This is a genomic window from Roseateles sp. (assembly GCF_052436255.1).
Classification (GTDB): domain Bacteria; phylum Pseudomonadota; class Gammaproteobacteria; order Burkholderiales; family Burkholderiaceae_C; genus Pelomonas.
The window spans coordinates 1-24,039 of sequence record NZ_JBQVNP010000054.1 but is presented as its reverse complement, the minus strand read 5'-3'; the positions used below and the strand labels follow the sequence as shown (position 1 = coordinate 24,039).

General features: G+C 67.7%; 19 protein-coding genes and 1 tRNA gene. 9 read left to right on the top strand and 11 right to left on the bottom strand.

The genetic code is table 11. The features are described 5' to 3' along the window. Position 1: 1 nt before the first annotated feature. Positions 2-592: an RNA pyrophosphohydrolase gene (locus tag ACT6S0_RS13930; RefSeq protein WP_444764430.1), complete on the bottom strand. Its 591-nt coding sequence runs from the start codon at positions 590-592 to the stop codon at positions 2-4. Positions 593-733: 141 nt separating this feature from the next. On the opposite strand from ACT6S0_RS13930, the gene ACT6S0_RS13925 reads away from it, so the two are divergent. From ACT6S0_RS13925 to ACT6S0_RS13915, 3 genes are all read left to right on the top strand, one after another. Then, positions 734-2,479 carry a proline--tRNA ligase gene (locus ACT6S0_RS13925; RefSeq protein ID WP_444764429.1) on the top strand — a complete coding sequence of 582 codons (1,746 nt, stop codon included), beginning with the start codon at positions 734-736 and terminating at the stop codon, positions 2,477-2,479. Then, complete coding sequence (locus ACT6S0_RS13920) at positions 2,476-3,078, top strand: lytic transglycosylase domain-containing protein (protein WP_444764428.1); 603 nt, start codon at positions 2,476-2,478, stop codon at positions 3,076-3,078. Before ACT6S0_RS13925 ends, ACT6S0_RS13920 begins: the two co-directional genes overlap by 4 nt. A gap of 82 nt (positions 3,079-3,160) precedes the next feature. Further along, a complete protein-coding gene (locus ACT6S0_RS13915; RefSeq protein WP_444764427.1) occupies positions 3,161-5,296 on the top strand; it encodes a M3 family metallopeptidase in 2,136 nt (711 codons plus the stop codon). 6 nt (positions 5,297-5,302) lie between these two features. Here ACT6S0_RS13915 and ACT6S0_RS13910 read toward each other — a convergent pair whose 3' ends face one another. The 6 genes from ACT6S0_RS13910 to hemA all read right to left on the bottom strand — a co-directional run bounded on the left by ACT6S0_RS13910 (position 5,303) and on the right by hemA (position 10,169). After that, the gene (locus ACT6S0_RS13910) at positions 5,303-5,863 is read right to left on the bottom strand and encodes a UbiX family flavin prenyltransferase (protein ID WP_444764426.1); all 561 of its coding nucleotides are present in this window, start codon (positions 5,861-5,863) and stop codon (positions 5,303-5,305) included. Further along, the gene (grxD, locus tag ACT6S0_RS13905) at positions 5,860-6,174 is read right to left on the bottom strand and encodes a Grx4 family monothiol glutaredoxin (protein ID WP_444764425.1); all 315 of its coding nucleotides are present in this window, start codon (positions 6,172-6,174) and stop codon (positions 5,860-5,862) included. Before grxD ends, ACT6S0_RS13910 begins: the two co-directional genes overlap by 4 nt. Positions 6,175-6,261: 87 nt before the next feature. Continuing rightward, on the bottom strand, positions 6,262-6,834 hold the full coding sequence (locus tag ACT6S0_RS13900) for a hypothetical protein (protein WP_444764424.1): 573 nt from the start codon (positions 6,832-6,834) through the stop codon (positions 6,262-6,264). Between the two features lie 110 nt (positions 6,835-6,944). Beyond that, entirely contained in the window at positions 6,945-7,754 is an 810-nt protein-coding gene (gene prmC, locus ACT6S0_RS13895; RefSeq protein WP_444764423.1) for a peptide chain release factor N(5)-glutamine methyltransferase, read from the bottom strand. After that, positions 7,751-8,836 (bottom strand): peptide chain release factor 1, encoded by a 1,086-nt coding sequence (gene prfA, locus ACT6S0_RS13890; protein WP_444764422.1) that lies wholly within the window; start codon positions 8,834-8,836, stop codon positions 7,751-7,753. The genes prmC and prfA overlap by 4 nt, the downstream gene beginning before the upstream one ends. Positions 8,837-8,903: 67 nt before the next feature. Beyond that, the gene (gene hemA / locus ACT6S0_RS13885; RefSeq protein ID WP_444764421.1) at positions 8,904-10,169 is read right to left on the bottom strand and encodes a glutamyl-tRNA reductase; all 1,266 of its coding nucleotides are present in this window, start codon (positions 10,167-10,169) and stop codon (positions 8,904-8,906) included. Between the two features lie 54 nt (positions 10,170-10,223). On the opposite strand from hemA, the gene ACT6S0_RS13880 reads away from it, so the two are divergent. Continuing rightward, positions 10,224-10,499 carry a hypothetical protein gene (locus ACT6S0_RS13880; RefSeq protein ID WP_444764419.1) on the top strand — a complete coding sequence of 92 codons (276 nt, stop codon included), beginning with the start codon at positions 10,224-10,226 and terminating at the stop codon, positions 10,497-10,499. Here ACT6S0_RS13880 and miaB read toward each other — a convergent pair. The 4 genes from miaB to ACT6S0_RS13860 form a co-directional block, all read right to left on the bottom strand. Further along, positions 10,489-11,829, bottom strand: coding sequence for a tRNA (N6-isopentenyl adenosine(37)-C2)-methylthiotransferase MiaB (gene miaB / locus ACT6S0_RS13875; RefSeq protein ID WP_444764418.1), 1,341 nt, complete (start codon positions 11,827-11,829; stop codon positions 10,489-10,491). The two genes, ACT6S0_RS13880 and miaB, sit on opposite strands and share 11 nt — an antisense overlap. Beyond that, positions 11,826-12,203, bottom strand: a complete 378-nt coding sequence (locus tag ACT6S0_RS13870; protein WP_444764417.1) for a hypothetical protein — start codon at positions 12,201-12,203, stop codon at positions 11,826-11,828. The genes miaB and ACT6S0_RS13870 overlap by 4 nt, the downstream gene beginning before the upstream one ends. A gap of 94 nt (positions 12,204-12,297) precedes the next feature. Next, positions 12,298-12,374: transfer RNA gene (locus ACT6S0_RS13865), tRNA-Met, on the bottom strand. A gap of 53 nt (positions 12,375-12,427) precedes the next feature. Next, entirely contained in the window at positions 12,428-14,089 is a 1,662-nt protein-coding gene (locus ACT6S0_RS13860; protein ID WP_444764416.1) for a rhamnogalacturonan acetylesterase, read from the bottom strand. 133 nt (positions 14,090-14,222) lie between these two features. On the opposite strand from ACT6S0_RS13860, the gene ACT6S0_RS13855 reads away from it, so the two are divergent. The 5 genes from ACT6S0_RS13855 to ACT6S0_RS13835 all read left to right on the top strand — a co-directional run. Beyond that, entirely contained in the window at positions 14,223-15,578 is a 1,356-nt protein-coding gene (locus ACT6S0_RS13855) for a hypothetical protein (RefSeq protein ID WP_444764415.1), read from the top strand. 335 nt (positions 15,579-15,913) lie between these two features. Continuing rightward, the gene (locus ACT6S0_RS13850; RefSeq protein WP_444764414.1) at positions 15,914-19,063 is read left to right on the top strand and encodes a TonB-dependent receptor; all 3,150 of its coding nucleotides are present in this window, start codon (positions 15,914-15,916) and stop codon (positions 19,061-19,063) included. A gap of 114 nt (positions 19,064-19,177) precedes the next feature. Next, the gene (locus tag ACT6S0_RS13845) at positions 19,178-21,016 is read left to right on the top strand and encodes a rhamnogalacturonan lyase (protein WP_444764413.1); all 1,839 of its coding nucleotides are present in this window, start codon (positions 19,178-19,180) and stop codon (positions 21,014-21,016) included. Next, positions 21,013-22,008 carry a hypothetical protein gene (locus tag ACT6S0_RS13840; RefSeq protein ID WP_444764412.1) on the top strand — a complete coding sequence of 332 codons (996 nt, stop codon included), beginning with the start codon at positions 21,013-21,015 and terminating at the stop codon, positions 22,006-22,008. The genes ACT6S0_RS13845 and ACT6S0_RS13840 overlap by 4 nt, the downstream gene beginning before the upstream one ends. Before the next feature lies 1 nt (position 22,009). Continuing rightward, positions 22,010-24,039: glycosyl hydrolase 115 family protein (locus ACT6S0_RS13835; protein ID WP_444764411.1), on the top strand; the 2,030-nt coding region annotated here is incomplete at its 3' end.

Sequence of the window (24,039 nt, the reverse complement as noted above, 5' to 3'; positions counted from 1 at the left end):
GTCAGTTCCGCGGTTCGCCCTCAGGTGGTGTCGCTGCCTCCAATGGCATCGGCCCGCTGTTGCGTTCGCCGCGGTGTGAGGGGCGCATGCCCGCCCGCAGATACCGGTTGTGATGGTTGATGCGCGGCAGGTAGCGCGCCAATTCGGTCAGCGCCATTTCATAGACGCCGCGCTTGAATTCGATGACGGCTTCTAGCGGCACCCAGTACTCGTTCCAACGCCAGGCGTCGAACTCGGGGTGATCGGTCGCGCGCAAGTTCATGTCGCAGTCGCGCCCCACCATCTGCAGCAGGAACCAGATCTGCTTCTGACCGCGGTAGTGGCCGCGTGCATCGCGCCGGATGAAGTGTTCAGGGACCTCGTAGCGCAGCCAGTCACGCGTCCGCGCAATGATGCGCACATGCTCTGGTGTGAGCCCCACCTCTTCGTGGAGCTCTCGGAACATCGCCTGCTCAGGCGTCTCGCCGTGTTTGATGCCCCCTTGCGGGAACTGCCACGAGTGCGTTCGGATGCGTTTGCCCCAGAACACCTCGTTGCGTTGGTTGAGCAGGATGATGCCGACGTTGGGGCGGAAGCCTTCACGGTCGAGCATAATCAACCTCAAATCTCTAGTTGGTTCGATTATTGCATCGGGCCGCGATGGTCACAGCGCCCTCGCTAACCCGCAGATTTCTCCCTGTTTTGTCGTGACTTCGGCCGGGTTTTCACCCGGCCTTCGCATTTGGTACCGCGCATGAAAGCCTCCCAGTTCTTCGTCTCCACGCTCAAGGAAGCGCCCGCCGATGCCGAGGTGGTCAGCCACAAGCTGATGATGCGCGCCGGCATGATCAAGCGCTTGGGCGCGGGCATTTACAACTACATGCCGATGGGGCTTCGCGTCATCCGCAAGGTTGAGAAGATCATCCGGGAGGAAATGGAGGCGGCCGGCGCCGTCGAGTGCCTGATGCCCGTCATCCAGCCCGCCGAGTTGTGGCAGGAAACCGGTCGCTTCGACAAGATGGGCCCGGAGCTGTTGCGTGTGAAGGACCGTCACGGCCGCGACTTCATCGTGCAGCCGACCAGCGAGGAGGTCATCACCGACATCGCCCGGCAGGAGCTGCGCAGTTACCGCCAGCTGCCTAAAAATTTCTATCACATCCAGACCAAGTTCCGCGATGAGCGCCGACCCCGTTTCGGCCTGATGCGCGGTCGCGAGTTCACGATGAAGGACGCCTACTCCTTCGACCGTGATGTCGATGCCGCCGGCCGCAGCTACGAGAACATGTACGCGGCCTACTGCAAGATCTTCGACCGCTTCGGCCTGCAGTACCGAGCCGTCGCGGCAGACACCGGCGCCATCGGCGGCGACCGTTCGCACGAGTTCCAGGTCATCGCCGATACGGGGGAGGACGCGATCGTTTACTGCCCGACCAGCGACTACGCCGCCAACATCGAGCTGGCCGAGGCCGTTGCGCTACTGCCCGCGCGCGGTGCGGCGCTGCAGGCGCTGACCAAGACGCCGACGCCCGGCAAGAGCACCTGCGAGGACGTCGCGGCCTTGCTGGATCTGCCGCTGGCCCAGACGGTCAAGTCGCTGGTGCTCGCCACGGACGAGCTGGACAAGGACGGCAACATCGACAAGACCCAGGTCTGGCTGCTGCTGGTGCGCGGCGACCACGATCTCAATGAGGTCAAGGCCGGCAAGGTGGAAGGGCTCAAGGGCGGTTTCCGCTTCGCGACGGGCTCAGAGATTGACGCCCACTTCGGCTGCAAGCCCGGCTACCTCGGTCCCATCGGCTTGAAGCAGCCGCTCAAGATCGTCGCGGACCGCACCGTCGCCGTCATGAGTGACTTCGTCTGTGGCGCCAACGAAGCAGACTTCCACTTCACCGGTGCGAATTGGGGTCGCGACCTGCCGGAGCCCGACGTCGTCGCCGACCTGCGCAATGTCGTCGCTGGCGACCCCTCGCCGGATGGCAAGGGCGTGCTCGCCATCCAGCGGGGTATCGAAGTCGGCCATGTCTTCTATCTCGGCACCAAGTACTCCGCCGCGATGAACGCCACTTTCCTCGACGAGAACGGCAAGCCCAAGCTGATGGAGATGGGCTGCTACGGGATCGGCGTCACGCGCATTCTCGGCGCCGCCATCGAGCAGAACCACGACGCGCGCGGCATCATCTGGCCAGACGCCATCGCCCCGTTCACCGCCGTCATCTGCCCCATCGGGATGGACCGCAGTGAAGAAGTGAAGGCCGCGGCCACCCAGCTCTACGACGAGTTGAAGGCGCTTGGCGTCGACGTGCTGTTGGACGACCGCGGCGAGCGCCCGGGCGCGATGTTCGCGGACTGGGAGCTGATCGGCGTGCCGCACCGTGTCGTGCTGTCGGACCGCGGCCTCAAGGAAGGTCAAGTCGAGTACCAGGGCCGCCGTGACGAGGCCGCCACCAAGCTGGCTGTCGCTGATGTCGCGGGCCATCTGAAAGGCTTGCTCAAGCTTTGAAGCGCCGCCTTGCGGTTCTGGGCCTGCTCGCCACTCCGTTCGGCGCGCGGGCAGGTGCCCAGCGAGAGGAGCCGCTGGCGGATTCCATCCGCTCGGCCCTCAGTGCGTCCATTGCGCAGAACGCGCCGCCGCGGCCCAGATTCGACGAGGTCGATGCCCGCATGGCCTATTTGCGCTGGCTGGGCGCCATGAGCGAGCGGCTGAAGAAGCGCAAGACCGAGACACAGATACGCATCGAGTTTCTCGAAACCGTCTGGTACGAAGCCAGGCGCGCGGGCCTTGAGCCCAGCCTGGTGCTGGGCCTCATCCAGGTCGAGAGTGGCTTTCGCAAATACGCCATCAGCACGGCCGGCGCACGGGGCTATATGCAGGTCATGCCGTTCTGGACGCGCGTCATCGGCGATGGCAACGCGTCGCGTCTCTTTCACATGCAGACCAACCTGCGTTTCGGCTGCGTGATCCTGCGCCATTACCTCGACATCGAGAAGGGCGACCTCTTCCTGGCCCTCGGGCGCTACAACGGCAGCCGCGGCCGGGCCGAGTACCCCAACGCCGTCTTCGGCGCGCGTCGGCAGTGGCTGCTTCCCGGCGAGAAGTGATCAGGGCTTTCCCGGCGTGGCTTGCGGCGGGGGGCGATTGCAGCGTTAGTCTTGGCGGTTTCGTCCACAAGACAACCGCCCGATGCCCGCTGCCTACCGCTTTGCGCCCCTGATCTTTTCTGCCGTGCTGGCCACCACCCTAGCCGGCGCCCAGCCCGCTGCCAACCCGCTGCTGAGCATCAGCCCGCTGCCACTGCGCTATCCGCAGTTCGACAAGCTGCGCGACGAGCATTTCGCGCCAGCGCTCGACCAGGGCATGGCTGAGCAACTGGCCGAGATTCAGGCCATCGCCGACAACCCGGCAGCGCCCACCTTCGACAACACCATCGTCGCCTGGGAGAGGAGCGGCCGCTTGCTGGCGCGCACGACCTCGATGCTGTCGAACCTGGTGGGCACCGATGCCAACCCGGCCCGCCAGCAGGTGCAGTCGGATTACGCGCCCAGGCTCGCCGCGCAGCGCGACGCGGTGCTGCTCAACCCCAAGCTGTTCGCGCGCATCGAAGCCCTCTACGCGGTGCGCGACACCGCTGCGCCGACGGCCGAAGGCAGGCGCCTCATCGAACGCTACCGCCGCGACATGGTGCGCGCCGGCGCTCGCCTGGACGACGCGCAGAAAGCGCGCATGAAGGCCATCAATGCCGAGCTGGCCACGCTCGGTGCGCGCTTCAACCGGGCCACGCTCGCGGAGGTGAACGACTCGGCCGTGGTCGTCGACAGCGCTGAGGAGCTGGCGGGGCTGACCCCGGCCCAGGTCGCCGCAGCGGCCGAGGCTGCGAAGAAGCGCGGCTTCGAAGGCAAATACCTGCTGACGCTGCTGAACACGACCATCCAGCCCTTCGAGACCGACCTGCAGAACCGCGCATTGCGCGAGCGCTTGCACCGTGCATCGGTTTCGCGCGGCGCTCGTGCCAATGCCAACGACACCACGGCCATCATCGCCCGCGTCATGACGCTGCGCCAGGAGCGCGCGGCGCTGCTGGGCTATGCGACTCCCGCGGCTTTCGTGCTGGAGGAAGAGACCGCCAAGTCGGTCGATACCGTCAACGCGCTGCTGCGCAAGCTCGCACCTGCGGCGATGGCCTCAGCCCGCCAGGAGGCGGCCGAACTACAGAAGGTGATCGACCAGGAACAGGCCGCCAAGAAGCAACCCGGCTTCACGCTGCAGGCCTGGGACTGGAGCTACTACGCCGACAAGCTGCGCGCCGCCCGATACGGCTTCGACGAAAGCCAGCTCAAGCCCTATCTGGAGGTCACGAGCGTGCTGGAGCGCGGCGTGTTCTTCGCCGCCAACCAGCTCTATGGCGTCAGCTTCAAGCGTCGCACCGACCTGCCGGTTTACCGCGATGACGTGAGCGTCTACGACGTCATCGACAGCAACGGCAAGCAACTGGCCATCTTCATCGCCGACCTTTATGCGCGGCCCAGCAAACGTGGTGGCGCATGGGCGAATGCCTATGTAAGCCACAACGCGCTGGAAGGCACCGAGCCAGTCGTCGCCAACCACCTCAACATTCCCAAGCCGCCGGCCGGGGAGCCGACGCTCTTGACCTGGGACGAGGTCAACACGCTGTTCCACGAGTTCGGACATGCGCTGCACGCCATGTTCAACAAGGTGCCCTACCCAAGCCTCGGGCGCACGCCGCGCGACTTCGTCGAGTACCCCTCGCAGGTCAATGAAGTCTGGGCCGACTGGCCCAGCGTGCTGGCCAACTACGCGCGCCACCACAAGACCGGCGAGCCGATGCCGCGCGAGCTGCTGGACAAGGTGGAGCGCGCCAGGCGCTTCAACCAGGGCTATGCGACGGTGTCCTACCTCAGCTCGGCTCTCCTCGACCAGCGCCTGCACCAGCTCCCCGCTGGCCAGGCGCCTGCCGCCGCCGACGTCATGGCCTTCGAAGCCAAGGTGTTGAAGGAGGAGGGCCTGGACTTCGGCCCCGTGCCGCCGCGCTACCGCACACCGTACTTCAGCCACATCATGGGCGGCTATTCGGCCGGCTACTACGCCTACATCTGGAGCGAGGTGCTGGACGCAGACACGGTGCAATGGTTGATGGCCAACGGCGGCCTCAAGCGCGCCAACGGCGACCAATTGCGCGCCAAGCTGTTGTCGCGCGGCGGCAGCGAGGACGCGATGGTGATGTTCCGCAGCCTCGTCGGCCGCGACCCCAGGATCGAGCCGCTGCTTGAACGGCGCGGCCTGGTTGTGCAGAAGCCCTGAGCGGGCCTACAGCCCGGTCCAGGTCTTGGGCTGGGCGGCCGCGATGCCGGCCAGCTCGAGCACTCGCTCGACGGTCTCGGCCACCATCTCCTCGATGGTCTTGGGGTGGTGATAGAAGGCCGGCAGCGGCGGGAAGCAGATACCGCCCATCTCCGTCACCGCGACCATGTTGCGCAGGTGGGCAAGGTTGAACGGCGTCTCGCGCACCATCAGGATGAGGCGGCGGCGCTCCTTCAGCGTCACGTCGGCGGCGCGCGTCAGCAGGTTGTCGCCCAGGCCGTGGGCGATCGCCGCGAGCGACTTCATCGAGCAGGGCGCGATCACCATCGCCGCCGTCGCGAAGCTGCCGCTGGCGATGCAGGCGCCGATGTCACCCGGCGCATAGGTGTGGTCGGCTTCGGCCTCCAGCGTGGAGCGGTCCAGGCCGAGCTCGTGGTGCGCGTTCAGAATGCCGGCGGGCGTTGCGATGAAATGGGTCTCGACGCCCAACTCTCGCGCGCGGCGCAGCAGGCGCAGCGGGTAGGCCGCGCCCGTCGCGCCCGTCAGCCCGACGACAAGGCGCGTCACGCCGTGGCCAGAGCCTGTTGCAGTTCACCCGACTCGTACATCTCCATCATGATGTCCGAGCCGCCGACGAACTCGCCGCCGATGTAGAGCTGGGGAATGGTGGGCCAGTTGGCATAGTCCTTGATGCCCTGGCGCACTTCCTCGTCTTCCAGCACGTTGAAGGTCTTCAGGTCCGTGACGCCGGAAGCCTTCAGGATCTGGATCGCACGGCCAGAGAAGCCGCACATCGGGAACTGGGCCGTGCCCTTCATGAAGAGCACGACACGGTTGGACTTGACCAGGTCGTCAATGCGTTGCTGAACGTCGCTCATTGCAGTTCTCATCAAAGGCAAAACCGCAATTATCCGGGACTGAGCCCGGACAGGGGCAGTCCGGTGGACTGACCCCGCCCCCGGCCATCAATAGCTGTAGGCCAGGCCCAGTTGCAGCAGGGGCTTGAAGCGCAGATCGCGCATCGCGTCCTCGAAGCCCTGGGCGCTGCTGCGTCCCAGCCGCAGGCCTCCGTAGGAGCCCGACATCAGGCCGAGGTCGGCGCTGAAGGCGAAGCCGCTGCCCTGCACGCGGCCGGTATAGCCGATGCCGACATAGGACAGATTGGCGCTCGGCTCCAGGGAGTAGGCTTCCATGCCGTTCAGGGACAGGCTGCGCCGGCCGGCCGCCACGGGGCCGCTGCCGAGGGCCAGCCCCCCGCTGCTTTGTGACATGGACAGCGGCCCCAGCAGCAGGCCCCCGGTGGCGCGCAGGCCGCCTTGCAGGCCAGAGAAGCCCGAACTCGTCAGGTAGTAGTCGCCCAACAGGTTGGCGCTAAGCACCCGCGAGCCGCCGAGGTGCGGCTGGCTGTCCGCGGCGCCGTCGGCGCTGCTCAACTGCAGGCGCGCTTGCCAGCGCGGATTGGCGTCGCGGTCGGCCAGGGCGGGCAAGGCCAAAAGGGCAGAGAGGCTCAGAACTGCAGCGCTGGCAAGGCGGGTCATGGTCATCTCCTGCCGGTGCATCGGGCGGCACCGGGATTTGATACTACGCCGCGCAGTCGGTTACGGGAATGACGAACTGGCAGCAATACATCACACAGTTCTGGGGGATTTCAGTTCGTTGCAGTCCAGCGGCCGCCGCTGGCGCGAGGCCGGTCGGCGAGATCCCGCCGCAGCTGCACCTGGGAAAATCCTCGGGTGCCTAGGCGCTCGGCAACGGTGTCGGCTTGATCCCAGCCATGCTCCAAAAGCAGCCAGCCACCCTGGTTCAGGTGTTGCGGTGCAGCATCAATGAGCGTGCGTAGGTGGGCCAGGCCATCGCCACCAGGGGTCAACGCGGTGCTGGGCTCGTGGCGCAATGCCGGCAGGTGCGGATCATCGCCAGCGATGTAGGGCGGATTGCTGACGATCAAGTCGAAATGCCGGCCGGCCAGGGGTGCGAACCAGCTGCCGTGGTGCCAGTCGACAGGCAAGCCGAGGCGGTCGCCGTTGGCGCGCGCGACGGTGAGTGCGTCGGCGCTGAAGTCGACGGCCGTGACCTTGGCGCGCGGGCAGGCCGCTTTGATGGCCAGCGCGATGGCGCCGCTGCCGGTGCCGAGGTCGACGACGCTGGGTTGGCCGGGCCGGTCAGCCAGCAGTTCCAGCGCCCAGTCGACCAAGGTTTCCGTGTCCGGGCGGGGGATCAACGTCGCCGGCGTGACCTGCAGCATCAGGCCGTGGAAGGGTTGCCAGCCGGTCAGGTGGGCCAACGGTGCGCCGGTGGCCAGACGGCGCACCGCTTGTTCCGCACCGGGTGCCGATGAGTCGCCATGCGTGATGAGCCAGGCGCGGTCGTGGCCGGTCAGATGGCCGATGAGCGTCTGGGCATCGCTGCGCTCGACGCCGAGCCGGTGGGCGAGGGCCAGCGCTTCGTCGACGGTCATGCGCGGCCCTCTTCCAGCTGCGCCAACTGCTCCGCCGCCTGCGCTGCCAGCAGCCCCTGGATCACGTCGTCGAGATCACCGTCCATGATCTGGCCAAGCTTGTAGAGCGTCAGGTTGATGCGGTGATCGGTGAGGCGGCCCTGCGGGAAGTTGTAGGTGCGGATGCGGTCGCTGCGGTCGCCGGTGCCGATCAGGCCCTTGCGCGTGGCGGCCTCCTTGGCGTCGCGCTCGCTGCGCGCCTTGTCCTGGATGCGCGCCTGCAGCACCTGCAGCGCCTTGGCCTTGTTGCTGTGCTGGCTGCGGCCGTCCTGGCATTCGGCGACGATGCCGGTCGGCAGGTGGACGACGCGCACGGCGGAGTCGGTCTTATTGATGTGCTGGCCGCCGGCGCCGCTGGCGCGGAAGGTGTCGATGCGCAGGTCGGCCGGGTTCAGCGTGATCGCCTCGGTCTCGTCGGGCTCGGGCATCACGGCGATGGTGCAGGCGCTGGTGTGGATGCGCCCTTGCGCTTCCGTCGCCGGCACGCGTTGCACACGGTGGCCGCCGCTCTCGAACTTCAGCCGACCGTAGACGTTGTCGCCCTCGATGCGCACCACCAGTTCCTTGTAGCCGCCCAGGTCCGACACGTTCTCGGACAGGACTTCCGTACGCCACCCTTGGCGTTCGGCGAAACGCAGGTACATCCGCGCCAGGTCGCCGGCGAACAGCGCCGATTCGTCACCGCCCGCACCGGCGCGGATTTCGACGAAGGCATTGCGCTCGTCGTCGGGGTCCTTCGGGATCAGCGCGAGCTGCAGTTCGGCGTCCAGCGCGGTCAGCGCGGACTCGGCGTTTGCGATCTCCTCGCGCGCCATCTCGGCCATCTCGGGGTCGGCCAGCATGTCGCGCGCGGCCGCGAGGTCGGCTTCGTGCGCTTGATAGCGCCTATAGCACTCGACCAGACCGGCCACCTCGGACTGTTCCTTGGTCAGCGCGCGGTAACGCTTCATGTCCGAGGCGATGCTGCCGTCGGCAAGGATGGTGTCCAACTCGGCAAGGCGGTAGGCGAGGCGGTCGAACTGCTGGCGCAGGGAGTCTTTCATGGGGGGGCAAACAGAGGTGGCAGTCAGGGTCGGCGCGGGCCGCGCCGGGCGGCGGTGGAGAGCGCCGCTAAGACTGCTTGCTGCCGCGCAGGAAAAGGCGCGACACCGTCTGCGCGAGCTGCAAGCGCTGCTCGCCGTCGCTGCTGTTCAGCTCGGCCAGCGTGCCGTGCAACAACTTCTGCGTGATGCCTTTGGACAGCGCGTCCAGCACTTCATCCACATCCGCACCCTTGGCCAGCAGCTTGCGAGCGCGGGCGATTTCCAGCGCGCGCCAGTCGTCGGCTTGCGCGTGCAGGGCCTGGATCAAGGGCACGGTGTGGCGCTGGTCCAGCCAGTGCATGAAGCTCTGCACGCCGGTCTCGACGATGGCCTCGGCCTGCTCGACGGCCGCCTGGCGCTTTTCACCCGCGGTCTGGACCTGCACGGCGAGTTCGTCGACGGTGTAGAGGTAGACGTCGTCCAGCTGGGCGACCTCGGGCTCGATGTCGCGCGGCACGGCCAGATCGACCATGAACATCGGGCGGTGTTTGCGCTTCTTCAGCGCGCGCTCGACGGCGCCCAGGCCGATCAGCGGCAGGCTGGAGGCGGTGCATGACACGACGATGTCGAATTCGTGCAGGCGGTCGGGAAGGTCGGACAGGCGAACCGCCTCGGCGCCGAAGCGGATGGCCAGCTTCTCGCCGCGCTCCAGCGTGCGGTTGGCGACGGCCATGTGGCGTGGCGTGCGGGCGGCGAAGTGAGTGGCGGTCAGTTCGATCATCTCGCCGGCACCGACGAAGAGCACGCGCGTCCTGGCAAGGTCCTCGAAAAGCTGCCCTGCGAGGCGCACGGCGGCGGCGGCCATGCTGATGGAGTGGGCGCCGATCTCGGTGGAGCTGCGCACTTCCTTCGCGACCGAGAAGCTGCGCTGGAAGAGCTGGTGCAGCGTGGTGCCAAGGGCGCCGGCGGCCTCGGCTTCCTTCACGGCCTGCTTCATCTGGCCAAGGATCTGCGGCTCGCCGAGCACCATGGAGTCTAGCCCGCTGGCGACGCGGAAGGCGTGGCGGGCGGCGGCGCTGCCCTGCATCACGTAGGCGTGCTCGCGCAGCGCGCCCGCCTCCACGCCGCCAGCTTGCGCCAACCAAGCGATGGCCGGTTGGACCTGGGCCGACGGCGCGGCCACATAAACCTCGGTGCGGTTGCAGGTCGACAGGATGGCGGCCTCGGGCGCGCCGGGCAGCTTCTGGCGCAGGCCGGTCAGCGACGGTGCGAGTTGCTCCAACGTGAACGCAAACCGCCCGCGCAGATCGAGCGGGGCGGTGTTGTGATTCAGGCCAAGAGCGAAGACCGACATGGGTTGAATTGTAGGATTCGGCGCTTTTCAGCGACTGACAACGGTCAAGCCCGAATGAGCCCTCTCGACGCTTTCTGGCACATCGCCAACTTGTTCGCACCCGCGTGGGGGCTGGCGGCTTTGCTGGCGTTGGCGATCAAGGGCCTGTGGCGGCGCGAGGCGAAGTCGCTGGCGTGGCGGCGGTTGTGGGCTTGGGGCGCTGCGGGAGGTGCCGCTGCCGTCATTGCCGCCGTGCTGGTGCTGGGCCGCGACGGCAAGATGGCGGGCTACGCCTTGCTGGTGCTCGGCGTGGCCCTGCCGCAGTGGTGGCTGCTCAGCATCAAGCGCTGAGGACTTCTTCCGTCGTGACGACCTCGCCCCGCAGCGAATGCGCGAAGGCGGTCGTGATGCGTACGTCAACGAGCTGATTCATCAGCCGCAACGAGCCGGGGAAGTTGACGATGCGGTTGCACTCGGTGCGGCCCATCAGCTCGGTGGCGTCCTTGCGGGCGGTGCCGGTGACCAGCACCTTCTCGACCTTGCCGACCATGCCTTGCGAGATGGTCAGCGCATGCGCCTCGATGGCGGCCTGCAGCTCCTGCAGGCGCTTGACCTTGACCTCGTAGGGCGTCGTGTCTTCCAGCGCCGCGGCCGGCGTGCCGGGGCGGGGGCTGAAGATGAAGCTGAAGCTGGCGTCGAAGCCGACGTCGTGGACCAGCTTCATCAGCTTGGCGTGGTCTTCGTCGGTCTCGCCGGGGAAGCCGACGATGAAATCGCTGGCCAGGCGCAGGTCCGGGCGGATGGCGCGCAGCTTGCGCACGGTGCTCTTGAACTCCAGCGCCGTGTAGCCGCGCTTCATCGCCATCAGGATGCGGTCGCTGCCGTGCTGCACGGGCAGGTGCAGGTGGTTCACGAGCTGCGGGATCTTGCCGTAGGCCTCGATGAGTCGGGGGCTGAACTCGTTGGGATGGCTGGTGGTGAAGCGCAGGCGCTGGATGCCGGGGATCTCGGCCGCGTACTCCAGCAGCAGGGCCAGGTCGGCGAACTCACCGGTGTCGCCCATCTTGCCCCGGTAGGCATTGACGTTCTGCCCCAGCAGGTTGATCTCCATGACGCCCTGGTCGGCCAGGCCGGCGATCTCCGTCAGAACGTCGTCGAAGGGGCGCGAGACCTCTTCGCCGCGCGTGTAGGGCACGACGCAGTAGCTGCAGTACTTGGAGCAGCCTTCCATGATCGACACGAAGGCGGACGCACCCTCGACCTTGGCCGGCGGCAGGTGATCGAACTTCTCGATTTCGGGGAAGGAAATGTCCACCTGCGGGCGGCGCTGCTCGCGGCGGGCGTCCAGCATGGCGGGCAGGCGGTGCAGGGTTTGCGGGCCGAAGACGATGTCGACGTAGGGCGCGCGCTCGATGATGGCCGCGCCTTCCTGCGACGCCACGCAGCCGCCGACGCCGATCAGCACGCCCTTGGCCTTGAGGTGCTTCACGCGGCCGAGGTCGCTGAAGACCTTCTCCTGCGCCTTCTCGCGCACCGAGCAGGTGTTGAAGAGGATGAGGTCGGCCTGCTCGACGTCGGTGGTCGGCTCATAGCCCTGCGCTGCGCCCAGCACGTCGGCCATCTTGTCCGAGTCGTACTCGTTCATCTGGCAGCCGAAGGTCTTGATGAACACCTTCTTCATGGCTTGGCCCAAGTCTGGTTGCCAGGGTTGAACTGCCAGGTCGCCGCCTCGGCCAGCGTGCGGGGCCAGGTCTTGTTGGCGAGTTCGACGGGGTTCAGCACCCACACGTCCATGACCAACCCGCTGTTCTCGACCGTGTAATGGACGACGAACTTCTGGCCGGTGATGCCGGCTGGTTGCACGAGCAGGTTGTTCTCGCCCTTGATGCGGCTGCCGGGCGCGAGGCGCGCGGGCTTGCCGTTGAGCAGCACGTCGGGGTGCTGGGTGACGACGAGTTCGCCACGCAGGGTCTGCGGCGTGAAGAAACGGTGCGTCTGGGCCTGGGCGGCCAAACTGCTGACGGCGAGCGTCAGGGCAAGAACACAGCGGTACATGGCATGTCCAGTGGCTGCGAAGCAGCGGTCACTTTGAATGACCGCTGCGGAAATGAAAACGGCCCGAGGGATGCTCGGGCCGTTCTCTCTTTTCTGGTGGCGCTTCAGGGACTCGAACCCCGGACCTGTGGATTATGATTCCATCGCTCTAACCAACTGAGCTAAAGCGCCTGAGCCCGCCATTCTAAGCGAAGTTTTTTCAGGCTGGCAAGCGGGCCGCTCGATCAGGGCGCGGCGGAGCGCAGAAAGGCTTGCAGCGGCTTGCCCGGCAATCGCTTCAGGCCTTCGACGACCTGTGTGGCGTTGAACACCGCGCCAGCGTCATTCGTGTGGGTGCGGGCGTCGGCGAAGAAGCTGTCGACCTTCTCGGCGCCGACCGCGCGGTAGGCCTCGGTCACGAGCATCGTCAGGTCGATGAACTGGGCGCCGTTGGCGCGGGCGACCTGCTCGCCCCAGGCGGCGTAGTTCTCGAAGTCGCGCGGCTGCTCGGGTTTCCAGCGGTCCTTGTGCGGGATGGGCGACAGCACGACGACGCTGGCGCCCTTGGCCTTGGCGTCATTGATGTAGCGCGCCAGATACCAGCCGAAGCTCCGCACCATCTCCTTCGTGCCGTCAGGCCGGGTGTCTTCCACGACCTCCGCGCCGATGCCGGGCACCGAGCCGCGATTCTTGCCCGCCGGGTCGCCGATGCGGGCACCGTCGTTGTGGCCGAACTGGATCAGCAGCGTGTCGCCGGCTTTCAGCTGTTCCAGCACCGAGGTCCAGCGGCTTTCGGTGAAGAAGGTGCGGCTGCTGCGGCCGCCGATGGCGTTGTTGACGACGTTGATGCGCTGCGTGTCGAAGAAGGCGCCAAGCCGCTCGCCCCAGCCGTAGGCGCCGTTCTGACCGCCGCTGCGCACGGTGGAGTCGCCGATCAGCACGAGGCTGGGCAGCTGGGGGTCGCGCGGGGCCTCGACCCTGACCTTGCGGGCGTCCACCACGGGCCGGTCGTCACTGCCGTCCGGCGCGAAGCGGCTCAGGTAGACGCCGTCGGGCAGCAGCTTGTTCTGGATCAGGCCGGCGATGACGAGCTGGGCGTTCACCGCGGCACCGAGCCAGTTGGTGTGCACGGTCTCCTGCGGCATGTCGGCCGGGAAGAACCTCTCGACCGTCGCCTTGCCCAGCGCCTCGTAGCGCTTGGCGCCCCACTCGTTGAGGTCGATGAAGGCCACGCCCTCCTGCCTGGCGACCTCGGCCGCCCAGCCGGCGAAGTTGCCGCCGGCGCGCATCACCCTCACGCCGTCCGCCTCCCAGCGCTTGCGGATCACCGGCGAGGCGACGACGGGCGTGGCCCCCGCCGCGCGGATCTCGGCGATGTAGCCGCGCAGGTAGGCGCCGTAGGTGTAGACGGTCTCGGGCTTGCCGGTCAGCAGGTTGTTGATGTCTTCCCTCTCGGTCCCGGTGCCGCGCAGCACGCCGCGGGCGCGGCTGTTGTCGTTGACCGGGCTGGCGTCGTTGTGGCCGAACTGCATGACCACCCAGTCGCCCTTTTTGATGAAGGGCCTGGTGCGGTCCCAGTGGCCGCTGGTGCGGTAGGTGCGGCTGGACAGGCCGCCCACGGCGCGGTTGACGACATTGATCTTGGTCGGGTCGAGGTAGGCGGCGATGGGGTTGCCCCAGCCCCACTGGCCCTCGGCGCCCTTGCCCTGGCCGTCGTCGCGGCCGTTGCGCACGGTGGAGTCGCCGATGAGGATCAGCGACGGCAGCTCGGGCCGGGCGGGCTCTGGCAGCTGGACCTGGGCGCGTGCAGGGTCGGTCGTGGCGGTGAACTCCTGCGCCTGGGCGGCAGCCAGGGGCAGGAACAGCAGCAAGGCCGCGAGGAGGCGGCGTGTGGGCTTGGGCGTCATGGCGCGCATGCTAGGAGTGCCGCGCCTTCGCGTGCAGCCGGGATGGCGCAAGTTCTTGAGCGATTGGCGCCCAGCAACAGTCCTTGACCTACCCGGGCCTAGAGTTGCCGCACTTCGACCAGCGGGCCCTGCCATGCGCTTCAAAAACACCTTGTTCCTCGGCGCTCTGCTCAGCCTGGCGCTCGGCTCGGCCTGGGCCCAGATCGGGCAGCGCTTCCCCTCCGAGAAGCGCGTCGTGCCCGACCCCGTCACCGGCACGCCGCTGACCTTCCTGACAACGCAGCCGCGCGGCGACGCCAAGATCTACCCCAGCCACCCGCAGTGGACGGCCGACGGCCAGTGGCTGGTGTTCCGTTCCAACCGCGTGAAGGGCGAGGCCATCGCCGTGCACGAGGCCACGGGCGACCTTGTGCAGGTCACCGAGGGCGGCTACGACGGCATGCTCAACCTCGCGCAGTCGGGCGGCAACAAGCTGTTCTTCCTGCGCAAGGACCCGGGCGGCGCGCCCAAGGTCATGCAGGCCATCGAGGTCGACCTGGACCGCGTTTTCGCCGACAGCAAGGCCGGCGCCATGAAGCCGGCCAGCACTTATCAGCGTGTCATCGGCACGCTGCCGGCCGAGCTGGAGGCGGTGGGCGACAACGCGCTGGACGCCGACGGCCAGTGGTTCTATTTCCGCGTCACCGGCAAGGCGTTTGCGGGCGCGCGGCTGCCGGCCGGCACCAAGATCGAGCCGCCCTTCGGCCCACGCGGCATGGGCGCCGGCCCGCATGCCATCGGCAAGATCAACGTGCAGACGGGCGAGGTCCGCCACGTCGTCTCGGTGCCCTTCCAGATCGGCCACATCCAGACCAACAGCTGGAACCCGGGCGAGCTGGTGTTCAGCTGGGAGACCGGCGGCAAGGCGCCGCAGCGGACCTGGACGGTCAAGGGCGATGGCAGCGGCCTGCGCCCGCTCTACCCCGAGGCGCCCTATGAGTGGGTCACGCACGAGGCCTTCATCGGCAAGGACGAGGTGGCGCTGGCCATCATGGGCCATCGCCCCATCCCCGGCGTGGTCGACCCGAACCGGCCGGCCGGCACCGAGGTGGGCGGCGCCAACCCCGGCCAGGACGCGGCCTGGGGCGACTCCGGCACGCGCGAGAAGCCCACCGGCCTGGCCATCGTCAACCTGCGCACGCGCGAAATGACGATTGCCGGCCAGACGCACAAGGGCAGTGGGCTGTGGCATGTGCACGGATCGCCGGACGGCCGCTTCGCCGTTGGCGACGACTTCAACCGCGATCTCTACCTGATCGACCGCAGGAGCCGCGAGATGATCCTGCTCAGCGCCGGCCACAAGACAACGGCGCGCGACCACCCGCACCCGACCTTCAGCCCCGATGGCAGGAAGATCCAGATCCAGTCCGCCATGCTGGCGGCGGACGGACGCGAGATGAATATCTGCGTGGTTCCGGTGCCGCAGGCATGGCTGGATAGAAAACCCTGATACGGGATATATCTAAGCAAGTTTCCAGATTCCTGATTTGAATATCTGGAGTGTCTTTTTCAATCAAGCTTGCCATTTGATTTGAAAAGCTCTCGGCAGCCAGCCAGGCCCGCTTGCAGTGGCCTCTGCGCCAGGGCTGGGGCGTCTGGATAATCAAGGTTTTGATTGAAATCTGAGCCGCCCGAGGGTTAACGCGGTGCGAAGTGATCACGGTCGTGATTCTTTGCTGCATGGTGAACACAGCGTGAATTGCGACCTCTAGACTGATCTTCGGGGCAATAAGAAAGAGCGTGTTTCGAGCCGCTCACCTCGTCGATATTCTGGAGACTCACCAAATGCTGAAGATGAATCACGGCCGCACGCCGGTTTCACGTTGGACACCGCTGGCCCTCGCCGTCGCGGCCGCACTGGCCAGCCAGGCCCAAGCCCAGCAGGCCGCTGCGCCGACGCCGGCCGCATCCGCGCCTGGCGTGGGCGCTGACAAGAGCGCGCAGCTCGAAACCGTCGTCGTGACGGGCATCCGCAGCTCCATCCGCAGCGCCATCGACCGCAAGAAGAACGCCGGCACGGTGACCGACTCCATCGTGGCCGAGGACATCGACCAGTTCCCCGACAAGAACGTCGGCGAGGCCTTGTCGCGCATCACCGGCGTGCAGCTGTCGCGCGAGTTCGGCGAAGGCTCGCAGGTCTCCATCCGCGGCGTCGAGCCCGACCTGAACCGGGTGGAGATCAACGGCATGTCGGTGCTTGGCACCAGCGGCGGCGCCGGCCGTGGCGCCGAGCTGCGCGAGCTGGCCTCCGAGCTGATCCAGTCCATCGACGTGGTCAAGGGCACGCAGGCCCGCATGACCGAAGGCGGCGTCGGTGGCACGGTGATGATCACGACCCGCAAGCCGCTGGACTTCAAGCAGCGCACCGTGGCGGGCAGCATCGCCGGCGAGCAGGCCAGCCTGCGCGGCGGCGTCCAGCCGCGCGCCACGCTGCTGCTGGCCGACAAGTTTTTCGACGGCCGCCTGGGCCTGATGGCCAACCTCGTCTACGACAAGGTGCACACGCGCGGCGACTTTGCCCGCAATACCTCGTGGAATTTCCTGCGCGACTGGGATATGTCCGACGACAAAACCGTCACGAGCCTGAATCCGACTGCGGCTGCCGTGACGACGCGTACCGGCTGCGGCGTCTTTGCTTCCAACAGCACCAACCGCAACGATTGCGACCGACAGTGGTTCGACTACGCCCCCCGCATCTCGCGCTACGGCCTGTGGACGCGTGACCACGAGCGCAAGACGGCCGAGGTGACGGCCCAGTACAAGTTCAGCGACCAGTTCGACGCCTACGTCAGCCACCAGTCCAACACGCAGGCGCAGAAGCTCAACGACATGAACTTCGGCACCGACCTGACGGCGGTGACCCGGCTCGCCAGTGCCGGCAATGCGCCCGTCTATCGCGCCGACGCGACGGTGCAGACCGCCGGCACCTGCGTGGCCGCCCCGACCGCCACGACGCCGGCCGGCATGGTGGTCGAGAACCATCACGTCACCCAGTACACGGTCGGCAACTGCCTGAACGTGGCGGGCCAGGGTGGCCAGGGCGCGTTCAGTACCTCGGCGCGCGACTTTGCGCTGGATATCAAGTCCAAGTACACCACCGCCGGCTTCAAGTTCAAGAACGACGCCTGGCGCATCGAAGGCCTGCTCGGTGACTCCAAGTCCGACTACAAGAGCAACAGCAACAACATCGTGCTGACGCAGAACGCGCCTGGCCTGATCGTGAAGCTCGATGACCAACGCCTGCCGCAGTTCACCTTCCCCGCCGGCTACAGCCCCGACAGCGCCGCGTCCTATGTGCAGGCGCAGCTGCAATACCGCCCCTCGGCCACGGCCAACCAGGAGCGCCAGGCCAAGCTGGACCTGTCCTACAACATCGACCGCGGCATCTTCGGCACGCTGCACTTCGGCGGCCAGGCGCGCGAGTCCAGCTCGCGCCAGTACAACGGCGGCGGCTACCTGGTGCAGAACAACGGCAGCCTCACCAACACCAACGAGGCCGTCGACATCAACGCCCGCGGCGCCAATGTCAACCAGACCATCATCTTCGACCCGCTCTACACCGGCACGGCCCAGCGGCCCAACGACTCGCAGACCTTCATCAACAGCGGCTTCCGCACGTCCTATGTGAACGGCACCCGCATGCAGGAAATCGTCAACCTGCTGCGCACGACCTCGCCGGGCACCTTCTTCAAGGGCTACAAGGACGCCGGCAACCTGCCTGGCGGCTGGACGGCACCGAGCTATGTCGCCGCCGCCGGCTCCGGCATCTTCGATACCAGCGCCTTCAACCACGCCTACCTCTACGAAACCCCGGGCAGCGACGGCAAGACCTATCCGCAGATCCCCGCCTTCGACATCGCCGAGAAGATCAAGGCCGCCTACCTGCAGCTGGACTGGGGCACCGAAGTCTTCGGCATGGGCCTGGACGGCAACGTCGGCGTGCGTTACGCCAGGACCGACGTGAACTCCATCGGCCTGCAGAGCGACCGCACCTGCAACCCGGCCACGGTGTCGACCTGCTCGCCGGTCGTCAACAGCAACACCGTCGTCGCCATCGACAACAGTTACAGCGACGTGCTGCCGAGCATCAACGCCGCGCTGCAGCTGGTGCCCAACAAGCTGATCCTGCGCGCCGGCTGGGGCAAGGTCATGGCGCGCCCGGCCATCAACCTGCTGGCCCCCAATGTCACTTGCACCACGGGCAGCGGCGACCCCGCACGGGGCGGCGACGGCACCGACGACTGCTCGGCCGGCAACCCCGGGCTCAAGCCCTATCGCGCGACCAAGGAAGACCTGAGCCTGGAGTGGTATCCGGACCGCGACACCCAGCTGAGCCTGGCCGTGTTCCGCACCAACATCAACACCTATGTGCGCACGGGCATCTACCAGCCGCGCGTGAACTTCTACGGCGACGGCCGCCTGTTCGACGTGACCCAGGCCGTCAACGGCGAAGGCGCCCGCACCCAGGGCCTGGAGCTGGCCGGCCGCACGCCGCTGTCCTTCCTGCCCGGGTTCATGAGCGGCTTCGGCGTCGACGCCAACGTCACGCGCATGAACTTCAGCTATGCCGCCGGCAACGAGCTGATCAGCCCGCTCGACAACTCGGTGCTCCCGTACCCGGGCCTGTCCAAGCTGGCCTACAACCTGGGCCTGTGGTACGACCGCGACCAGTTCAACGCCCGCCTGGCCTGGCACCACCGCAGCAAGTACTACACGGGTGGCAACGACGTCTCCGGCAACCCCAACTTCCGCGACGCCAGCGGCTACCTCGACGCCAAGTTCCAGTGGAAGGCCACCAAGCAGGTGACGTTCTCGGTCGAGGCCAAGAACCTGACCGACCAGGCCGAGCTGACCTATGCCGGCGACCTGTCGCGCCCCAACGAACTGGCATGGTCGGGCCGCCGTTACTACGTGACGCTGAGCTACAAGCTCTGAGCCCATCTTTCATCGAAGTGAGTTCCGGGCCGGCATGGCCTCTGTTGTTGCGCTGACCCCAAGCGCGCCGGCCCCCGCCTCCGCTGGGGCCGTCTTTTTTTGCGAGTCGCCGTCATGAACCTTTCGCGTCGTTTCATCGCCTGCCTGCTGCTGGCCGGCAGCAGCATTGCGCAGGCCCAGCCCAAGCAGGTGGAAAAGCTCGACCGCGGCCTGGTGGCGCTGGCGACGCCGCAGGGCGTGATGCTGAGCTGGCGCTTGCTGGGCACCGAGCCGGCGGGCGTGGCCTTCCATGTCTATCGCGATGGCCGACGGCTGACGCCCAAGCCGCAGCCATTGACCAACCTGCTCGACGGCCAGGGTCGCTCCGACAGCCTCTATAGCGTGCGCGCCGTCGTCGCCGGTCGCGAACGGCCTGGCCCGACCGTGGCGCCCTGGAACCAGCCCTATCTGCGGGTGCCGCTGCAAAAGCCCGAGGGCGGCGTGACGCCCGACGGCGTGGCCTACACCTACCAGATGAACGACGGCGCACCGGCCGACCTCGACGGCGACGGCCAGTACGAGCTGGTCGTGAAGTGGCAACCGACGAACGCCAAGGACAACTCGCAGCGTGGCTACACGGGCCACACCTTGGTGGACGCCTACAAGCTGGACGGCACGCGGCTTTGGCGCATCGACCTCGGCCGCAACATCCGCGCCGGTGCCCACTACACGCACATGGTCGCCTACGACCTGGACGGCGACGGCCGTGCCGAGCTCGTGATGAAGACCGCCGACGGCAGTGTGGATGGCCAGGGCAGGGTCATCGGCGATGCCGAGGCCGACCACCGCAACGCCACCGGTTTCATCCTGAAGGGCCCCGAGTTCCTGACCGTCTTCAACGGCCGGACCGGTGCGGCCATGTCCACAGCGGACTACACCCCGCCGCGCGGCGGCCAGGGCGAGGCCTGGGGCGATGCCAACGGCAACCGCGTCGACCGCTTCCTGGCCGGCGTCGCCTACCTGGACGGCCAGCGGCCCAGCGCCGTGTTCGCCCGCGGCTACTACACCCGCGCCGTGCTGGCCGCCTGGGACTGGCGCGACGGCAGGCTCACACAACGCTGGGTGTTCGACAGCGATGCCGACGCCGCCAGCAAGCCCGTGGCCGGGCAGGGCGCCCACTCGTTCTCGGTCGCCGACGTGGACGGCGACGGTCGGGACGACATCATCTACGGCGCGGCCACCATCGCCAGCACCGGCAAGACGCTCTACAGCACCGGCCTGTGCCACGGCGACGCGCTGCACGTCAGCAACTTCGACCCGGCGCGCCAAGGCCAGCAGGTCTTCATGGTGCACGAGAGCCCGCGCTGCTACGGCGAGCATGGCCTGGAGATGCACGACGGCGCGACCGGCAAGATCTTGTGGAGCATGTCGGGCAACAACACCGACGTCGGCCGCGGCGTCTGCTTTGACATCGACCCCACCCACCCCGGCGCCGAATGCTGGGGCAACGTCGGCGGGCTGATGAACGCCAGCGGCAGGCTCATCAGCGACAGGCATCCCAACCGCTACAACTTCGCCGTCTGGTGGGATGGCGACCTGCTGCGCGAGTCGCTGGACCATGTCGCCATCGACAAGTGGAACCCCGTCGCGTCCAGGTTCGAGCCGTTGCTGAACGGCAAGGCGTTTGGCGCCGCCTCCAACAACGGCACCAAGGGCAACCCGGTGCTGTCGGCCGACCTGTTGGGCGACTGGCGCGAGGAAGTCGTCTGGCGCAATGAGGACAGCACGGCGCTGCTGGTCTTCACCACGCCGCACCCGACCGAGCACCGGCTGGTGACGCTGATGCACGACCCCCAGTACCGCGTGCAGGTCGCGACGCAGAACGCCGGCTACAACCAGCCGCCGCATACCAGCTACCACCTCGGTGCGGCGATGCCGCCGCCGCGCTACCTGCCCATCAAGACGGCGCCATGAGGCTCATCGCCCCGCTCGCGCTGCTGCTCGCGCTCACCGGGTGTGCCACGGCGCCGGAACCCGCGCCGCGTCCGCTGTACCGCGACCCGGCGCTGGACGGCGCGGCCGACGTTTCGTTGGTGTTCAACCGTGGCCTCAAGCGCTGGGAGATGTTCTACACCAACCGCCGCGCGACGCTGCGGCTCGACGACCCCAACGATGTGAGCTGGGTGCACGCCACGCCCATCGGCATCGCGACGACCCGCGACGGTAACCAGTGGGCGTTCGACAGCGAGGCCAAGTTCCCGGCCGAGTGCACCGGCGCCACGCTGTGGGCGCCCGAGATCCAGGAATTTGACGGGCTCTACCACCTGTGGCTGTCCATCGTGCCCGGCGTGCACAAGCGCTGGACGGGCGAGCGCCGCATCGAGCACCTGACCAGCACCGACCTGCGCAACTGGCAATGCGCCGGCAAGGTGGACCTGGGCTCGCCCAAGGTCATCGATGCGTCCGTCATCCGGGCGCCGCAGGGCGGCTACCGGATGTGGTTCAAGGACGAGCAGGCCGGCAGCAAGCTCAAGGTGGCCGACAGCGCCGACCTGAAGACCTGGACCGTGCGCGGCCCGGTGAGCGCGCTGCCGGGCGAAGGCCCCACGGCGTTCCAGTTCGCCGGCCGATGGTGGCTGGTGGCGGACCTGTGGAAGGGTTTGCTGGTGCTGCGCTCCGACGACGCGCAGAACTGGGAGGAGCAGCCCACCCGCCTGCTGGCCGGCGTGGGCCAGCACCCCACCGACCGCGCCAAGGGCCAGCACCCGGGCGTGACGGTCGTGGACGGCCGGGCCTATCTCTTCTACTTCACGCACCAGAGCGGCGAGCCCGAGGCCAAGACCGACGACCGCTGGCACCAGCGCACCGTCATCCAGGCGGCCGAACTGCAGCTGAAGGACGGCTGGCTGACGGTGGACCGCAACGCGCCGCCGCCGGATCTGCGCTCGGCTTTCAAGGCGCGTTGAGATGCGTGCGCTGCTGCTCTGCCTGTTGCTGGTGTCGGGAGCGGCGCAGGCCGGCCTCGACGTCTCCACTCGCGCCACGGCCAGCAGCCTGCCGCTCGATGGCGCAGTCATCGTTGCGGCGCCCGACGCCGACCCGCTCGAAGCCTTCGTCGCGCAAGACCTGGCCGACGACCTGAAGCGCCTGGGCCTGCGCGCCAGCGTGGGCGGCAAGGGCGCGGTGCAGATCTGGGTCGGCACCGCCGGCCGGCACGCGCAGATCGACGCGGCCGGCCTCGACTTGAGCCGGCTCAAGGGCTGCTGGGAGTGCTTCCAGATCACGCAGCTGCGCAACCCCGCGCCGGGCGTGAGCCATGCGCTGCTCATCGTCGGCGCCGACCGTCGCGGCACGGCCTACGGTGTCTACACGCTGAGCCAGGCGCTGGGTGTGTCGCCCTGGGTCTGGTGGGCCGATGTGGCGCCGCCGAGGCGCGGCCCGCTGCATGTGTCGCTGAACCAGCCGCTGCACGACGGCCCAGCCGTGAAGTACCGCGGCCTCTTCATCAACGACGAGGACTGGGGCCTGCAGCCCTGGGCCGCCAACACCTTCGAGCCCGAGGCCCGCAACATCGGCCCGCGCACCTACGAGCAGGTCTTCCGCCTGCTGCTGCGCCTGAAGGCCAACACGCTGTGGCCCGCCATGCACCAGGTGTCGCGCGCCTTCAACGACAACCCGAAGAACGCCGAGCTGGCTCAGCGCTACGGCATCGTCATGGGCAGCTCGCATGCCGAGCCCATGCTGCGCAACAACGTGTCCGAGTGGAAGGCGCCGCACGACCAGTACAACTACGCGACGAATGCCGCCCAGGTGCGCGACTACTGGGCCGAGCGGTTGAAGACCAACGGCCGTTACGAGAGCCTGTTCACGCTGGGCATGCGCGGCATCCACGACAGCGGCATGCAGGGCGGCGGCACGGTGGCCGAGAAGCAGGCGCTGCTGAACGGCCTGATCGCCGACCAGCGCGAGCTGATCCGCCAGCACGTGGGCGACCCGGCCAGCACGCCGCAGGTCTTCGTGCCCTACAAGGAAGTGCTGCCGCTGCTGCCCGGCCTGGCGCTGCCGGACGACGTGACGCTGGTCTGGCCCGACGACAACTTTGGCTACATCCGCCAGTTCCCCGATGCCGCTCAAGCGAAGCGTTCGGGCGGCTCCGGCATCTACTACCACCTGTCATACCTGGGCGCGCCGCTGTCCTATCTGTGGCTGGACACCACGCCGCCGGCGCTGGTGGCCGAGGAGATGGGCCGGGCCTTCGATGCCGGCGCGCGCCAGCTGTGGGTGGTGAACGCGGGCGACATCAAGCCGCACGAGGTCAACCTCAGCCACTGGTTCGATCTGGCCTGGAACCCCGCCGCCCTGCGCGCTCAGGGCCAGCCGGCCTACCTGCGGGCGCTGGCGCAGCGCCTGTTCGGCATCGACGAGATCGGCGCGATCTGGGACGGGCACTACCGTGTCAACTTCGAGCGCCGGCCCGAGCACCTGCAGTTCCACCTGCCGGGCGAGCGCATGCGCCGCAGCGGCATGGCCCCCGCCGCCGCGCAGCAGCGACTGAGCCGGCTTGCCGCGCTGCTGGCGGCGCTGGACGCCATTCGGCCGCGCGTTGTCCCGGCGCAGCGCGAGGCCTTCTTCCAGCTCGTCGAGTACCCGCTGCGCGCGGCGGCGCTGGCCAACGAGCGCTTCTTCGCGCTGGAGCGTTACGCCGCCACGCTGGAGCGCGACCCCGGCGGCGCCCGTGCCCTGGCGGCCCAGGCCGTGCGCGCCGACCGCCGCCTCAAGGCCCTGACCGCCCGCTACAACGAAGGCCGCTGGGCCGGCATCCTGGCCGAGGAGCCGGCCGATGGTTTGTGGACCAGTTACCGCCAGCATGCTCCGCTGCTGCCCGCGCCCGGCCTCGGCGGCAGCGCGCCGGAGGCACTGGCCGACATCGCCCGCGCGATGGCCGACCTGGCGCCGCTGCCCCTGCTGGAACCCATCGCGCCAACGCTGCGCGCGAG

Coding starts and splice junctions, on each gene's coding strand:
- grxD (WP_444764425.1), bottom strand. CDS start 6,174: ATGAGCGACGTTCAGCAACGCATTGACGACCTGGTCAAGTCCAACCGT.
- hemA (WP_444764421.1), bottom strand. CDS start 10,169: ATGTCGGTCTTCGCTCTTGGCCTGAATCACAACACCGCCCCGCTCGAT.
- ACT6S0_RS13840 (WP_444764412.1), top strand. CDS start 21,013: ATGAGGCTCATCGCCCCGCTCGCGCTGCTGCTCGCGCTCACCGGGTGT.
- ACT6S0_RS13880 (WP_444764419.1), top strand. CDS start 10,224: ATGAGCCCTCTCGACGCTTTCTGGCACATCGCCAACTTGTTCGCACCC.
- ACT6S0_RS13930 (WP_444764430.1), bottom strand. CDS start 592: ATGCTCGACCGTGAAGGCTTCCGCCCCAACGTCGGCATCATCCTGCTC.
- ACT6S0_RS13860 (WP_444764416.1), bottom strand. CDS start 14,089: ATGACGCCCAAGCCCACACGCCGCCTCCTCGCGGCCTTGCTGCTGTTC.
- ACT6S0_RS13850 (WP_444764414.1), top strand. CDS start 15,914: ATGCTGAAGATGAATCACGGCCGCACGCCGGTTTCACGTTGGACACCG.
- ACT6S0_RS13855 (WP_444764415.1), top strand. CDS start 14,223: ATGCGCTTCAAAAACACCTTGTTCCTCGGCGCTCTGCTCAGCCTGGCG.
- prmC (WP_444764423.1), bottom strand. CDS start 7,754: ATGACCGTCGACGAAGCGCTGGCCCTCGCCCACCGGCTCGGCGTCGAG.
- ACT6S0_RS13915 (WP_444764427.1), top strand. CDS start 3,161: ATGCCCGCTGCCTACCGCTTTGCGCCCCTGATCTTTTCTGCCGTGCTG.
- miaB (WP_444764418.1), bottom strand. CDS start 11,829: ATGAAGAAGGTGTTCATCAAGACCTTCGGCTGCCAGATGAACGAGTAC.
- ACT6S0_RS13900 (WP_444764424.1), bottom strand. CDS start 6,834: ATGACCCGCCTTGCCAGCGCTGCAGTTCTGAGCCTCTCTGCCCTTTTG.
- ACT6S0_RS13845 (WP_444764413.1), top strand. CDS start 19,178: ATGAACCTTTCGCGTCGTTTCATCGCCTGCCTGCTGCTGGCCGGCAGC.
- ACT6S0_RS13870 (WP_444764417.1), bottom strand. CDS start 12,203: ATGTACCGCTGTGTTCTTGCCCTGACGCTCGCCGTCAGCAGTTTGGCC.
- prfA (WP_444764422.1), bottom strand. CDS start 8,836: ATGAAAGACTCCCTGCGCCAGCAGTTCGACCGCCTCGCCTACCGCCTT.
- ACT6S0_RS13925 (WP_444764429.1), top strand. CDS start 734: ATGAAAGCCTCCCAGTTCTTCGTCTCCACGCTCAAGGAAGCGCCCGCC.